The following is a 13,567-nucleotide window of genomic DNA, read 5'->3' as shown; positions in this document are numbered from 1 at the left end:
CCAGCGGTTGCAGGTGTACGAACGGGGGGACCGGAAGCATTCCCCGCATTCACCCGGTGCAACGCCTCCCAGGGCCCTGATGGCACGTCAGCGCCCGGGATTTCACCTGGACGGGTGAGCGCACGGCAACGGCCCGCCGCCCCCGGGTGCGGGGGGCGACGGGCCGTCAGGTGCCGCGGACGTCAGTTCAGGCGCGCACGCACGCCCTTCGCCAGCTCGCCGGCCAGCGCGCGGACCGCGGCCAGCCCGGCCGCCTCGTCCGCGCCCGCGTCCAGGATCCGCTGGACGAAGGCCGAGCCGACGATCACTCCGTCGGCGAAGCCGGCCACCTGGGCCGCCTGGGCCCCGGTGGAGACGCCGAGGCCGACGCAGACCGGCAGCTCGGTGACGGCCCGGGTGCGGGCCACCAGGTCCTCGGCCAACTCGCCGACCTGGGCCCGGGAGCCGGTCACGCCCATCACCGCGGCGGCGTAGACGAAGCCGCTGCCGGCCGCGGTGACCTCGGCCAGCCGGGGGTCCTTGCTGGACGGCGCGACCACGAAGACGGTGTCCAGGCCGTGCTCGGCGGCGGCCGCCCGCCACTGGGCGGACTCCTCCACCGGCAGGTCCGGCAGGATCACCCCGGCCCCGCCGGCGGCGGCCAGGTCGGCCGCGAACCGGGCGATGCCGTACTGGTCGACCGGGTTCCAGTAGGTCATCACCAGCACCGCCGCCGCGGGGTGGGTGCCGGCCACCTCCTGCACGGTGCGCAGCACGTCCTTGATCCGCACCCCGCCGCGCAGCGCGATGTCGTCGGCGGTCTGGATGGTGGGGCCGTCCAGCACCGGGTCGGAGTGCGGCAGGCCGACCTCGACCACGTCGCAGCCGCCCTCGATCAGGGCGTTGGCCGCCCGGATGCCGCCGTCCACGGTCGGGAAGCCGGCCGGCAGGTAGCCGATCAGCGCGGCCCGGCCCTCGGCCTTGGTGGCCGCGAGGATGCTGCTGAGCTTCGAGGTCATCGCTTCTCCCCCTGGGCGGCGTCGTCGTACAGGCCGAAGTACTCGGCGGCGGTGTGCATGTCCTTGTCGCCGCGCCCGGAGAGGTTGACCAGGATGGTCGCGTCCGGACCCAGCTCACGGCCCAGCACCAGCGCGCCGGCCAGCGCGTGGGCGCTCTCGATCGCCGGGATGATGCCCTCGGTGCGCGACAGCAGCCGCAGCGCCTGCATCGCGTCGTCGTCGGTGACGGCCCGGTACTCGGCCCGGCCGGTGTCCTTCAGCCAGGCGTGCTCGGGGCCGATGCCCGGGTAGTCCAGGCCGGCCGAGATCGAGTGGCTCTCCACCGTCTGGCCGTCCTCGTCCTGCAGCACGTAGGTGCGCATGCCGTGCAGCACGCCCGGGGTGCCCTTGGTCAGGGTCGCGCCGTGCCGCTCGGTCTCCAGGCCCTCGCCGGCCGGCTCGCAGCCGATCAGCCGCACGCCCGCGTCCGGGATGAACTCGTGGAAGATGCCCATCGCGTTGGAGCCGCCGCCGACGCAGGCGACCACCGCGTCGGGCAGCCGGCCGGTGCGCTCCAGCACCTGCTGCCGGGCCTCCACGCCGATCACCCGGTGGAAGTCGCGGACCATGGCCGGGAACGGGTGCGGGCCGGCCACCGTGCCGAACAGGTAGTGGGTGGAGTCCACGTTGGCCACCCAGTCGCGGAAGGCCTCGTTGATCGCGTCCTTGAGGGTGCGGCTGCCGGACTTCACGGCCACCACCTCGGCGCCGAGCATCCGCATCCGGGCGACGTTGAGCGCCTGGCGCTCGGTGTCCACCTCGCCCATGTAGATGGTGCAGTCGAAGCCGAAGAGCGCGCAGGCGGTGGCGGTGGCCACGCCGTGCTGGCCGGCGCCGGTCTCGGCGATGATCCGGGTCTTGCCCATCCGGCGGGTGAGCAGGGCCTGGCCCAGCACGTTGTTGATCTTGTGCGAGCCGGTGTGGTTGAGGTCCTCGCGCTTGAGCAGCACCCGGGCGCCGCCGGCCTCGGCGGAGAACCGGTGCACGTCGGTGAGCGCGCTCGGGCGGCCGGTGTAGTCCTTGAGCAGCAGGTCGAGTTCGGCGGTGAAGGCCGGGTCGTGCTTGGCCTTCTCGTACTCCTCGGCGACCTGCTCGACCGCGGCGATCAGCGCCTCGGGGATGAAGCGGCCGCCGTAGGCACCGAAGTAGCCCCGGGCGTCGGGCACCTGAGGGCCCGTCAGATTTTCTGACATGGGTGAATGATCCTTGACTGGTGGTCGGACGGAGGGTCAGCCGGTGTGACGGTCCGTCCGGCGCCATCGGCGCCCGGGCACCTGGCCCGGCTCACAGCCGATCACGTAGCGCACCCGCCGCCCCAGCACCCGGCGCGCGGGCGCGCGGCAGCCGCGCGGGCGGCAGCCGGGGGCGAGGCGGGCGCTCAACGACACGTCGATCAGCCCTTGTGCCGCAGGGCCGGGTGGGCGCCGGCCGCGACCAGGTCGGCGACGGCCGCCCGCGGGTCCTTGCCGGTCACCAGGGACTCTCCGACCAGCACCGCGTCGGCGCCCTCGTTGGCGTAGGCGATCAGGTCGTGCGGCCCGCGCACGCCCGACTCGGCGACCTTGACCACGTGGTCCGGGATCGCGTGCACCACGTTGGCGAAGGTGTCCCGGTGCACCTCAAGGGTCTTGAGGTTGCGCGCGTTGACGCCGATGATCCGGGCGCCGGCGTCGACCGCGCGGGCGATCTCCTCCTCGTCGTGCACCTCGACCAGCGGGGTCAGCCCGATCGACTCGGCCCGCTCGATCAGCGAGACCAGGGCCGGCTGCTCCAGCGCGGCGACGATCAGCAGCGCCAGGTCGGCGCCGTGCGCGCGGGCCTCCCAGAGCTGGTAGGCGGTGACGATGAAGTCCTTGCGCAGCAGCGGGGTGTCCACCGCGGCCCGGACCGCGTCCAGGTCGGCCAGCGAACCGCCGAACCGGCGCTGCTCGGTGAGCACGCTGATGGCGGCGGCACCGCCCGCGGCGTAGTCGGCGGCCAGCGCCGCCGGGTCGGCGATCGCGGCCAGCGCGCCCTTGGACGGGCTGGAGCGCTTCACCTCGCAGATCACCCGCACGCCCTCGCCGCGCAGTGCGGCCACGCCGTCCTTGGCGTCGGGCGCCTTCGCGGCCAGCTCCTTGAGCTGGTCCAGCGGGACCCGGGCCTGTCGCTCGGCGAGATCCTCCCGGACACCGGCGACGATGTCGTCGAGCACGCTCATTGCGCCCGCCTCTCCCTTCCCTCGGCTCAGCTGGTCAGTCCAGCCGAATCCGCAGCCGGACGGTCGCGGCAGCAACTTGAGCGCCACCCCCGTCGGCATCTCGATGGTATCGGCACCGGGGGGCGCGGAACGCATCCGCCCGGCGCGCGTCTCGCCCTGCGGACCCTCCCCCAGCCTTCGGCCGGGGGGAGGGTCCGCAGGTCACGGTGGGCCGACCGGTCGGCGGACCACCGGGAAACGCCGGCCGGTCAGACCGCCGGCGGTGCCAGGTGGGCGCCGATCGGCAGGTTCCGCAGCACCGTGAAGGCCACCAGCAGCAGCACCAGCGCCGTCGCCCGGGCCGGCCCGAACTCCACCCGGGGCGGCCGGCCGCCGGTCAGCGCGGCGAAGACCCAGCGCACCCAGAGCACCCCGACGATCGCGAACAGCACCACGGCCAGCAGGTTGTCGTGCGCCGCGGTGGTCAGCTCGCCCCGGGTCAGCGCGTGCACGCAGCGCAGCCCGCCGCAGCCCGGGCACCACCAGCCGGTGGCCCGCAGGAACGGGCAGGTCGGGTAGTGGCCGGCCGAGTTGGGGTCGACCGTGGCGACGTACGCGGTGGGCAGCGCGAGGGCGCCGAGCGCGGCGAAGGGCCGGGCCAGCCGGCGCAGGACCGGGCGGGCGGCGGTGGGGCTGTGGGCGGTCACGGTGCTGATTCTGCCCCGCCCGGCTGCCGGCACGCGCACCGCCACACGCGCGGCGGGGTGCGCGCCCGGCCGTACGCCGGGGGCCGCGAACGCGCGCGGACCGGGGCGCCCGCCGCTGTCGGCGGGCGCCCCGGTCCGCGGGGCAGAAGGCTGATCCGGCGTCAGTGCGCGGCGGCGGTGACCGCCTCGGCGGGGGCCGCGGCGGTGGCTGCACCGGCGGCGCGCGCGGCGCGGAACTCGGCCTTGTACTTCTCGATCTGCGGGTCCGGCTGCTTGCCCATGCCCGCCGCCTTCATCGCCAGGCCGACCGCACCACCGGCGAGCACGACCACCAGGCCGGCGATCACGATGATCGGGGAGGCCATGATCATGCCGACACCGGAGACGCAGAAACCGGCGAAGGAGACGACCACGCCGGTCCAGGCAGCGGTGGTGTGTCCGTGGGCGTGGCTCGACATCTTGGGTACTCCTTGGTTCCGCGGGTCTGTCACCCACCATTGTTGCGGACTCGGTTCCGGGCTCCAAAGCCGGGTCCGGGTGAGGACGGTCACGCTTGCGGCGCCCGGTTGACGGGCAGTGCCGGTCGGCACCGTCAGGTCGCGGTCGGGTCCTCGCCCCGGTCCAGCGCCTTCCACAGGTCGGCCGGCGTGCCGGCGTCCTTCGGGGCCGGAGCGCGCTTGGCGGTCGGCGCCTCGTAGCGGGCGCCCATGCTCGGCCAGCCGCGGCCGCGCAGCACCGTCAGCAGGCCGGCCAGCGCCAGCAGCACCCCGCCGAGCACCGCCAGCCAGGGCCAGGCGGAGTGGCTGACCTGCTCGGCCGTCACCCCGGTGAGCCCGAGCTTCTTGGCCGCGTCGGCGTCGATCGCCGCGCTGTCGCCCGCGCCCAGGCCGGCGGCCAGCGCGGTGCCCGCGCCGGCCAGCACGACCAGCAGACCGAGCACCACCCGGCCGACCCCGCGCACCGCGAACACCGCGACCGCCGAGGCCAGTCCGACCAGGGCCAGCGCGCCGGGCGCGCCGGTGATGTCGCTGCCGGTGGCGCCCACGTCCAGGCCGGACACCTTGCCGGAGGCCCAGGTGCGGCCGACCGCCCAGAGCACCAGCACGGCGCCCAGCACGATCAGCAGCAGCATCACCGCCAGGCTGCGCCGGTCGGCGGCCCCGGAGGGCTGGGGGGAGGAGTCGGCGGGGGGAGCGGGTACGGCTGTCACCGCACCAGTGTCCCCCGGCTTCACGCCCGCACCCGCCCCGGGGTCCCCAGGGTGTTCGCGGCGGCCACCGCGCGCAGCACCGCGGCCGCCTTGTTGCGGCACTCGGTGTCCTCGCCGACCGGGTCGGAGTCGGCCACCACACCGGCCCCGGCCTGCACGTAGGCGGTGCCGTCGCGCAGCACCGCGGTCCGGATGGCGATCGCGGTGTCGGCGTCCCCGGCGAAGTCCAGGTAGCCGACGCAGCCGCCGTACAGGCCGCGCCGGGTCGGCTCCAGCTCCTCGATGATCCGCATCGCCCGCGGCTTGGGCGCGCCGGAGAGCGTGCCGGCCGGGAAGCAGGCGGTCAGCACGTCGAAGGCGGTGCGGCCCTCGGCCACCTCGCCGGTGACGGTGGAGACGATGTGCATCACGTGGCTGTACCGCTCGATCGACATGAAGTCGACCACCTCGACGCTGCCCGGGGTGCAGACCCGGCCCAGGTCGTTGCGGCCGAGGTCGACCAGCATCAGGTGCTCGGCCCGCTCCTTGGGGTCGGCGAGCAGCTCGGCGGCCAGCTCGGCGTCCTCCTGCGGGGTGCCGCCGCGGTGCCGGGTGCCGGCGATCGGATGGACCATCGCCTGACGCTCCGTCACCTTGACCAGCGCCTCCGGGCTGGAGCCGACCACGTCGAAGCCGCCCTCGGCGCCGCCGTCCGGCCCCGGGAAGCGGAACAGGTACATGTACGGGCTGGGGTTGGTGGTGCGCAGCACCCGGTAGACGTCCAGCGCGGAGGCCGGGCAGGGCGCCTCGAACCGCTGCGAGGGCACCACCTGGAAGGCCTCGCCGGCCCGGATCCGCTCCTTCACCAGCTCCACCGCGGCCTGGTAGGGCGCGCCGCCGAACGGCGAGCGGGCGTCCACCACCGGGGTGGCCGGCACGCTGGCCAGGCCCGGCTCGACCGGGCGGGCCAGCGCGGCCTCCATCGCGTCCAGCCGGGCCACCGCGTCGGCGTGCGCCTCGTCGACGCCGCTGGCCAGGTCGTTGTGGTTGACCGCGTTGGCGATCAGCAGCACGGTGCCGTCCACGTGGTCGAGCACCGCGAGGTCGGTGGCGAGCAGCATGGTCAGCTCGGGCAGCTTCAGGTCGTCCGGGTTGAGGTCGGGCAGCTTCTCCAGCCGGCGGACGATGTCGTAGCCGAGGTAGCCGACCAGGCCGCCGGTGAGCGGGGGCAGGCCGTCGTCCGCCGGGCGCGGGGTGTGCAGGGCGGTCAGCGCGGCGCGCAGCACCTCCAGCGGGTCGCCCTCGCGCGGGATGCCGACCGGCGGGGTGCCGAGCCAGCGGGCGCCGCCCCGCTCGTCCACCGTGAGGGTGGCCGCACTGCGCACCCCGACGAAGGAGTAGCGGGACCAACTGCGGCCCTGCTCGGCCGACTCCAGCAGGAAGGTGCCGGGGCGCTCGCCGGCCAGGCTGCGGTAGAGGCCGACCGGGGTGAGCCCGTCCGCCAGCAGCCGGCGGGTGACCGGGATGACCCGGGTGTCGGCGGCGAGGGCGCGGAAGGCGTCGAGATCCATGGGTGCACCGATCCTCGTGGGTTACTGACAGTGGGTCAGGCGCTCAGGGGGCGAGCAGGACGTCCTCGTCGAAGCAGGTCCGGGCGCCGGTGTGGCAGGCCGCGCCGACCTGGTCGACCTGGACCAGCAGGGTGTCGCCGTCGCAGTCCAGGGCGACCGACTTGACGTGCTGGAGGTGGCCGGAGGTGTCGCCCTTGACCCAGTACTCGCTGCGGCTGCGGCTCCAGTAGGTGCAGCGGCCGGTGGTGAGCGTGCGGTGCAGCGCCTCGTCGTCCATCCAGCCGAGCATCAGCACCTCGCCGGTGTCGTACTGCTGGGCGACGGCCGGCAGCAGGCCGTCCGGGGTGCGCTTGAGGCGGGCGGCGATGGCCGGGTCGAGGAGGGTGCTGCCGGGGGCGGCGGGCGTTGCGGAGGACATGCGAACCATTCTGGCAGGAGCGGGCGGGTCGACGGGACGGGCCACCGCGCACCGGCCCGGGGCCCATCTGCGGGGAAGCCGATCCGCGGGGAAGCCGATCCGCGGGAAAGGCAGACGGCGGCGGGCGGGCTGCGGGATTCTGGTGCGCATGACCCAGTCCGCGCGTCCCACCGGCCGGTTGCTGCTGCTGGCCGTCCTGTTGATCGCCCTCGCCGGGGTGGCCGTGGCGCTGTTCTGGCCCGGCCCGAAGCACCGGGCCGCCGCCGCGCCGCCGCCCCCGCCGTCCTCGGCGCCGCCGTCGCCGAGCCCCTCCCCCAGCCCGACCAAGCAGGTGCCCTACCCGTGGTTCCCGGTCGGCACCTGCCTGGACCACCCGCAGTTGAGCCCGGTGATCACGGTCGCCCAGGCCCGCCCGTGCGACGGGCCGCACGACGCCGAGGTGATCGCCAACCCGCTGCTGCCGGACGGCCTGGTCAAGGACTCGCAGATCGCCACCGCGCTGCGCACGCTCTGCCAGCCGTTCGTGGCGACCGCCCAGGCGGCGCAGGGCGGCGGCACCTGGTACAGCTTCCCGATGGGCCCGGCGCTGAAGTACTACCAGCAGGGCTCGCGGGACACCAGCTGCCTGCTCACCGCCTCCGAGCGCGAGGGCGGCACCAAGCTGACCGCACCGCTGAAGCACTGACCCCGCGTCAGCGGACCGGGTGGCCGGCCTCCCGCAGCGCCTGCTTGACCTCGCCGATCCGCAGGTCGCCGAAGTGGAAGACCGAGGCGGCCAGCACCGCGTCGGCCCCCGCGGCCACCGCCGGGGCGAAGTCGGCGAGCTTGCCGGCGCCGCCGGAGGCGATCACCGGCACCGCGACCTCGGCCCGCACGGCCTCGATCATCGCCAGGTCGTAGCCGTCCTTGGTGCCGTCGGCGTCCATCGAGTTGAGCAGGATCTCGCCGGCGCCCAGCTCGGCCGCCCGCACCGCCCACTCGACGGCGTCCAGGCCGGTGCCCTGGCGCCCGCCGTGGGTGGTGACCTCCCAGCCCGACGCGGTCTCGGTGCCCGGGTGCACCCGGCGGGCGTCCACCGAGAGCACCAGCACCTGCCGGCCGAACCGCTCGGCGATCTCCCGGATCAGCTCCGGGCGGACGATCGCCGCGGTGTTGACGCCGACCTTGTCGGCGCCGGCCCGCAGCAACCTGTCCACGTCCTCGACGGTGCGCACGCCGCCGCCGACGGTGAGCGGGATGAAGACCTGCTCGGCGGTGCGGCGCACCACGTCGTAGGTGGTCTCCCGGTCGCCGGAGGAGGCGGTGATGTCGAGGAAGGTCAGCTCGTCGGCGCCCTCCGCGTCGTACCGCTTGGCCAGCTCGACCGGGTCGCCGGCGTCGCGCAGGTTCTGGAAGTTGACGCCCTTGACGACTCGTCCGGCGTCCACGTCCAGGCAGGGGATGACTCGGACCGCGAGGGTCATTCGGTGCTGCCTTCCAAGGTGGTGGCGAGCCCGGCGCGGTAGGCGTCGAGCTCGATTTCGACCAGCGAGCGGGGGTCGGCCAGGCCGGCCACCACCAGCACGGTGGTGGCCGGGCGGACCTCGGCGAACAGCTCGCGGTGGGCCCGGCCGACCGGCTCGGCGTCCCGGGAGTGGGTCAGGTACATCCGGGTGCGGACCACCTCGCCCGCCGTCAGGCCGTACGCGGCGAGCGCCGCCAGGCCGGCCGCGAAGGCGGCCCTGGCCTGGTCGTACGGGTTGCCCCAGTCGTCGCCGCCGCCGGCCGAACCGGCCGTGCAGCCCGCCACGTGCACGTGGTCGCCCGCCGCCACCGCCAGGGCCGAGCCGAACTGCTCCTCCTGCGGGGTGTCGGAGACCAGCCGGCCGCGCACGATCTGACGGTCCGTCACGATGACACTGCCTCCAGGGCCTCGGCGAGGGTGAACTTGTGCTCGTAGAGGGCCTTGCCGACGATCGCGCCCTCGACGCCCTCGGGTACCAGGGTGGCGATCGCCCGCAGGTCCGCCAGCGAGGACACGCCGCCGGATGCCACAACGGGCCGGTCGGTGGCCGAGCAGACCCGGCTCAGCAGCTCCAGGTTGGGGCCGGTCAGGGTGCCGTCCCGGTTGACGTCGGTGACCACGTAGCGGGCGCAGCCCTCGGCGTCCAGGCGGGCCAGCACCTCGAACAGGTCGGGGCCCTCGGTGGTCCAGCCGCGGCCGCGCAGCTGGGTGCCGATCACGTCCAGGCCGACCGCGATCCTGTCGCCGTGCTCGGCGATCGCCTTGGCCACCCACTCGGGGGACTCCAGGGCGGCGGTGCCCAGGTTCACCCGGGTGCAGCCGGTGGCCAGCGCGCGGGCCAGCGACTCGTCGTCGCGGATGCCGCCGGACAGCTCGACCTTGATGTCGAGGGTGCCGGCGATCCGGCCGGTCAGCTCGCGGTTGTCGCCGGTGCCGAAGGCGGCGTCCAGGTCGACCAGGTGCAGCCACTCGGCGCCGGCCTCCTGCCAGGCCAGCGCGGCGCCCAGCGGCTCGCCGAAGGAGGTCTCGGTGCCGGACGCGCCCTTGACCAGGCGGACCGCCTGGCCGTTGCGGATGTCCACGGCGGGGAGCAGTTCGAGGCGGCTCATGTCTGTCTTCCAGCTTCCGGCTTCAGAGGGTGTTGACCCAGTTGGTCAGCAGGGCGGCGCCGGCGTCGCCGGACTTCTCGGGGTGGAACTGGGTGGCCCAGAGCGGGCCGTTCTCCACCGCCGCGACGAACGGCTCGCCGTGGGTGGCCCAGGTGACCAGCGGCGCGGTGATGTTGGCGTTGGTGACCTCAAGCTCCCAGCGGCGCACCGCGTAGGAGTGCACGAAGTAGAACCGGCTCTGCGGGTCCAGCCCGGCGAAGAGCCGGCTGCCCTGCGGCGCGTCCACCGTGTTCCAGCCCATGTGCGGCACCACCGGGGCCTGCAGCGGCTCCACGGTGCCCGGCCACTCGTCGCAGCCGGCGCTCTCCACGCCGTGCTCGACCCCGCGCTCGAAGAGGATCTGCATGCCCACGCAGATGCCCATCACCGGGCGGCCGCCGGCCAGTCGGCGGCCGATGATCCAGTCGCCGCGGACCGCCTTGAGCCCGCGCATGCAGGCCTCGAAGGCGCCGACGCCGGGGACCAGCAGGCCGTCGGCGTCCATCGCGGTCTTGAAGTCGGAGGTCACCGTGACCTCGGCGCCGGTGCGCTCCAGCGCGCGCTGCGCCGAGCGCAGGTTGCCCGAGCCGTAGTCGAGCACCACAACGTTCTTGCCCATCGGGTGTCCCGTCTCCTCTAGAGGCGCATGAGGCCGGCGGACAGGCACATGACCGATCCGATGGCGAGGACGGCGATGACGCTCTTGGCGATCTTCTGCTTCCAGAAGGAGTAGACGCCGGCCCCCAGGAAGAGGCCGAAGAAGATCAGCGCCATGGCGGTGTTGCTCACAACGCCCCCTTGGTGGAGGGCAGGATGCCGGCGGCCGCGGCCCGCGGGTCGAACTCGGCGGCGTACCGCAGGGCCCGGGCCAGCGCCTTGAACTGGCACTCCACGATGTGGTGCGCGTTGCGGCCGTACGGCACGTGCACGTGCAGCGCGACCTGGGCCTGGGCCACGAAGGATTCGAGTATGTGCCGGGTCATCGTGGTGTCGTAGCTGCCGATCATCGGCGCCAGGCCCTCGGGCTCGGTGTGCACCAGGTAGGGCCGGCCGGACAGGTCGACGGTCACCTGGGCCAGCGACTCGTCCAGCGGGACGGTGCAGTTGCCGAACCGGTAGATGCCCACCTTGTCGCCGAGCGCCTGCTTGAACGCGGCACCCAGCGCGAGGGCGGTGTCCTCGATCGTGTGGTGGGTGTCGATGTGCAGGTCGCCCTCGGTCTTCACGGTCAGGTCGAACAGACCGTGCCGACCGAGCTGGTCGAGCATGTGGTCGTAGAACCCCACCCCGGTGGAGATGTCGGTCCGTCCGGTGCCGTCGAGATCGATCTCGACCAGGACCGTGGTCTCCTTGGTTGCGCGTTCGACGCGCCCGATGCGGGTCATACGGTGGACAGCTCCTTGATCACGGTGGCGACGGCCTGCAGGAAGGCCGCGTTCTCCTCGGGTGTGCCGGCGGTCACCCGCAGGCGGCCCGGGACGCCGTTGTTGCGGACCAGCACGCCGTGGTCGAGGATCGCCTGCCAGACGGCCTGCGGGTCCTCGAAGACGCCGAACTGGATGAAGTTGGAGTCGGAGGCGGTGACCTCCAGGCCCATGGCGGTGAGGCGCTCGACCAGCTCGTCGCGACCCTGCTTGAGCCGCCGCACGTAGCCGAGCAGCGTGTCGGTGTGCTCCAGGCAGGCCAGCGCGGTCGCCTGGGTGACCGCCGACAGGTGGTACGGCAGCCGGACCAGCTGGACCGCGTCCACCACCGCCGGATCGGCGGCCAGGTAGCCCAGGCGCAGGCCGGCCGCGCCGAAGGCCTTCGACATGGTACGGGTGACCACCATCAGCGGGCGGCCCTCGATCAGCGGCAGCAGCGAGTCCTGGTGGGAGAACTCCACGTAGGCCTCGTCCACCACGACCACGGTGGGCTTGACCGCCTGCGCGGCGTCGTAGAGCCGCAGCACGGTCTCCCGGGCCACCGCCGTGCCGGTCGGGTTGTTCGGCGAGCAGATGAAGAGCACGTCCGGGCGGTGCTCGGCGAGCGCCGCCACGGCGGCGGCCTCGTCGATGGTGAAGTCCGCGTTGCGCGGACCGGCCACCCACTCGGTGCCGGTGCCGCGGGAGATCAGCTCGTGCATCTGGTAGCTCGGCTCGAAGCCGAGCGCGCGCCGGCCCGGGCCGCCGAAGGTCTGCAGCAGCTGCTGGATGACCTCGTTGGAGCCGTTGGCCGCCCAGACCTGACCGGTCGTCAGCGCGAAGCCGGTGCTGCGGGTGAGGTAGCGGGCCAGCTCGGTGCGCAGCTCGACCGCGTCCCGGTCCGGGTAGCGGTTGAGGTCGCGGGCCGCCTCGGCCACCCGCTCGGCGATCCGGGCGACCAGCTCTTCGGGGAGCCGGTAGGGGTTCTCGTTGGTGTTCAGCTGGACCGGGACGTCCAGCTGCGGGGCGCCGTAGGGCGACTGGCCGCGCAGCTCGTCACGGATCGGCAGGTCGTCGATCTTCATCAGGAGCTCGGTACCGTCCAGTCGAAGCGGGCACGGATGGCATCGCCGTGGCCGGGCAGGTCCTCGGCGGCGGAGAGGTTGACCACGTGCTCGGCGACCTCGGCCAGCGCCTCCTTGCTGTAGTCCACGACGTGGATCCCGCGCAGGAAGGACTGCACCGACAGGCCGGAGGAGTGGCAGGCGCAGCCGGCCGTGGGCAGCACGTGGTTGGAACCGGCCGCGTAGTCGCCCAGCGAGACCGGCGCGAACCGGCCGACGAAGATCGCCCCGGCGTTGCGCACCCGGGCGGCCACCGCGGCGGCGTCCCTGGTCTGGATCTCCAGGTGCTCGGCGGCGTAGGCGTTCGCCACCGCCAGGCCCTGCTCCAGGTCGTCGACCAGGACGATCGCAGACTGCTTGCCGCCCAGCGCGGTGGTCACCCGCTCGCGGTGCTTGGTCCGCTCGACCTGCCCGACCAGCTCGGCCTCGACCGCGTCGGCCAGCTCGACCGACTCGGTGACCAGCACCGAGGCGGCCATCGGGTCGTGCTCGGCCTGGCTGATCAGGTCGGCGGCGACCTCGACGGGCTCGGCGGTGTCGTCCGCCAGCACCAGGATCTCGGTCGGCCCGGCCTCGGCGTCGATGCCGATCCGGCCCTTGAGCAGCCGCTTGGCGGCGGCCACGAAGATGTTGCCCGGGCCGGTCACCAGGTTGACGGGGGCGCACTCCTCGGTGCCGTAGGCGAACATCGCGACCGCCTGGGCGCCGCCGACCGAGTAGACCTCCGTCACGCCGAGCAGCGCGCAGGCCGCCAGCACCGCCGGGTGCACCTTGCCGCCGAAGGCCTTCTGCGGCGGGGAGGTCACCGCGATGCCCTGGACGCCGGCCTCCTGGGCCGGGATGACGTTCATCACCACGGAGGACGGGTAGACGGCCAGGCCGCCCGGCACGTAGAGGCCGACCCGGTCCATCGGCACCCAGCGCTCGGTGACCGAACCACCCGGCGCCACCTGCACGGTGTGGTCCGTGCGGCGCTGCGCGCGGTGCACGATCCGGACCCGCCGGATGGTCTCCTCCAGGGCGGCGCGCACCTTCGGGTCCAGGGTCTCCAGCGCGGCGGTGATCTCCGCCTCCGGCACCCGGGTGGACTCCAGCCGCACGCCGTCGAAGCGCTCGGTGATCTCGATCAGCGCCGCGACCCCGCGATGGCGCACGTCCTCGCAGATCGGGCGCACCTTCTCCAGGGCGTCCTCTACGTCGAACTCGGCTCGGGGCAGCAGGTCCCGCGGGTCGCCGGTGGCGCCGCGCAGGTCGATTCGAGAGATCACACGGCCAAGTGTAAGGAGT

18 protein-coding genes are annotated in these 13,567 nt (G+C 73.9%); 1 reads left to right on the top strand and 17 read right to left on the bottom strand.

Going from position 1 to position 13,567, the window contains the following annotated elements; all coding sequences use genetic code 11:
* Positions 1-182 precede the first annotated feature (182 nt).
* From trpA to hisI, 9 genes are all read right to left on the bottom strand, one after another.
* Entirely contained in the window at positions 183-998 is an 816-nt protein-coding gene (trpA, locus tag FHX73_RS21850; protein ID WP_145906619.1) for a tryptophan synthase subunit alpha, read from the bottom strand.
* A complete protein-coding gene (gene trpB / locus FHX73_RS21845; RefSeq protein ID WP_145906618.1) occupies positions 995-2,230 on the bottom strand; it encodes a tryptophan synthase subunit beta in 1,236 nt (411 codons plus the stop codon). The genes trpA and trpB overlap by 4 nt, the downstream gene beginning before the upstream one ends.
* 36 nt (positions 2,231-2,266) lie before the next feature.
* Positions 2,267-2,425, bottom strand: a complete 159-nt coding sequence (gene trpM / locus FHX73_RS47665; protein WP_425461410.1) for a tryptophan biosynthesis modulator TrpM — start codon at positions 2,423-2,425, stop codon at positions 2,267-2,269.
* A gap of 5 nt (positions 2,426-2,430) precedes the next feature.
* Entirely contained in the window at positions 2,431-3,237 is an 807-nt protein-coding gene (gene trpC, locus FHX73_RS21840; RefSeq protein WP_145906617.1) for an indole-3-glycerol phosphate synthase TrpC, read from the bottom strand.
* A gap of 248 nt (positions 3,238-3,485) precedes the next feature.
* A complete protein-coding gene (locus FHX73_RS21835) occupies positions 3,486-3,923 on the bottom strand; it encodes a DUF2752 domain-containing protein (protein ID WP_145906616.1) in 438 nt (145 codons plus the stop codon).
* A gap of 161 nt (positions 3,924-4,084) precedes the next feature.
* Positions 4,085-4,381 (bottom strand): HGxxPAAW family protein, encoded by a 297-nt coding sequence (locus FHX73_RS45655; protein ID WP_211786233.1) that lies wholly within the window; start codon positions 4,379-4,381, stop codon positions 4,085-4,087.
* Positions 4,382-4,515: 134 nt separating this feature from the next.
* Entirely contained in the window at positions 4,516-5,133 is a 618-nt protein-coding gene (locus FHX73_RS21825; protein WP_145906615.1) for a TIGR02234 family membrane protein, read from the bottom strand.
* A gap of 20 nt (positions 5,134-5,153) precedes the next feature.
* On the bottom strand, positions 5,154-6,683 hold the full coding sequence (locus tag FHX73_RS21820; RefSeq protein ID WP_145906614.1) for an anthranilate synthase component I: 1,530 nt from the start codon (positions 6,681-6,683) through the stop codon (positions 5,154-5,156).
* A gap of 43 nt (positions 6,684-6,726) precedes the next feature.
* Positions 6,727-7,101: a phosphoribosyl-AMP cyclohydrolase gene (gene hisI / locus FHX73_RS21815; protein WP_145906613.1), complete on the bottom strand. Its 375-nt coding sequence runs from the start codon at positions 7,099-7,101 to the stop codon at positions 6,727-6,729.
* 148 nt (positions 7,102-7,249) lie between these two features.
* Between hisI and FHX73_RS21810 the strand changes: the two genes are divergently transcribed.
* On the top strand, positions 7,250-7,786 hold the full coding sequence (locus FHX73_RS21810; RefSeq protein WP_145906612.1) for a hypothetical protein: 537 nt from the start codon (positions 7,250-7,252) through the stop codon (positions 7,784-7,786).
* A gap of 7 nt (positions 7,787-7,793) precedes the next feature.
* On the opposite strand, the gene hisF is transcribed toward FHX73_RS21810, so the two are convergent.
* The 8 genes from hisF to hisD are packed head-to-tail and all read right to left on the bottom strand — an operon-like array spanning position 7,794 to position 13,548.
* The gene (gene hisF / locus FHX73_RS21805; protein WP_145906611.1) at positions 7,794-8,564 is read right to left on the bottom strand and encodes an imidazole glycerol phosphate synthase subunit HisF; all 771 of its coding nucleotides are present in this window, start codon (positions 8,562-8,564) and stop codon (positions 7,794-7,796) included.
* The gene (locus tag FHX73_RS21800) at positions 8,561-8,992 is read right to left on the bottom strand and encodes a Rid family hydrolase (protein ID WP_145906610.1); all 432 of its coding nucleotides are present in this window, start codon (positions 8,990-8,992) and stop codon (positions 8,561-8,563) included. The genes hisF and FHX73_RS21800 overlap by 4 nt, the downstream gene beginning before the upstream one ends.
* Positions 8,989-9,714: a bifunctional 1-(5-phosphoribosyl)-5-((5-phosphoribosylamino)methylideneamino)imidazole-4-carboxamide isomerase/phosphoribosylanthranilate isomerase PriA gene (gene priA / locus FHX73_RS21795; RefSeq protein WP_145906609.1), complete on the bottom strand. Its 726-nt coding sequence runs from the start codon at positions 9,712-9,714 to the stop codon at positions 8,989-8,991. Before priA ends, FHX73_RS21800 begins: the two co-directional genes overlap by 4 nt.
* A gap of 22 nt (positions 9,715-9,736) precedes the next feature.
* On the bottom strand, positions 9,737-10,372 hold the full coding sequence (gene hisH / locus FHX73_RS21790) for an imidazole glycerol phosphate synthase subunit HisH (protein ID WP_145906608.1): 636 nt from the start codon (positions 10,370-10,372) through the stop codon (positions 9,737-9,739).
* Positions 10,373-10,389: 17 nt separating this feature from the next.
* Positions 10,390-10,542 carry a hypothetical protein gene (locus FHX73_RS44835; protein ID WP_170304788.1) on the bottom strand — a complete coding sequence of 51 codons (153 nt, stop codon included), beginning with the start codon at positions 10,540-10,542 and terminating at the stop codon, positions 10,390-10,392.
* The gene (hisB, locus tag FHX73_RS21785) at positions 10,539-11,138 is read right to left on the bottom strand and encodes an imidazoleglycerol-phosphate dehydratase HisB (protein WP_145906607.1); all 600 of its coding nucleotides are present in this window, start codon (positions 11,136-11,138) and stop codon (positions 10,539-10,541) included. Before hisB ends, FHX73_RS44835 begins: the two co-directional genes overlap by 4 nt.
* Complete coding sequence (locus FHX73_RS21780; RefSeq protein ID WP_145908436.1) at positions 11,135-12,244, bottom strand: histidinol-phosphate transaminase; 1,110 nt, start codon at positions 12,242-12,244, stop codon at positions 11,135-11,137. The genes hisB and FHX73_RS21780 overlap by 4 nt, the downstream gene beginning before the upstream one ends.
* The gene (gene hisD, locus FHX73_RS21775; protein WP_145906606.1) at positions 12,241-13,548 is read right to left on the bottom strand and encodes a histidinol dehydrogenase; all 1,308 of its coding nucleotides are present in this window, start codon (positions 13,546-13,548) and stop codon (positions 12,241-12,243) included. Before hisD ends, FHX73_RS21780 begins: the two co-directional genes overlap by 4 nt.
* Between the last annotated feature and the right edge of the window lie 19 nt (positions 13,549-13,567).

Source organism: Kitasatospora viridis (assembly GCF_007829815.1).
GTDB classification, from domain to species: domain Bacteria; phylum Actinomycetota; class Actinomycetes; order Streptomycetales; family Streptomycetaceae; genus Kitasatospora; species Kitasatospora viridis.
The sequence above is the reverse complement of the archived record's forward strand: the minus strand, read 5'-3'. Positions and strand labels throughout refer to the sequence as shown.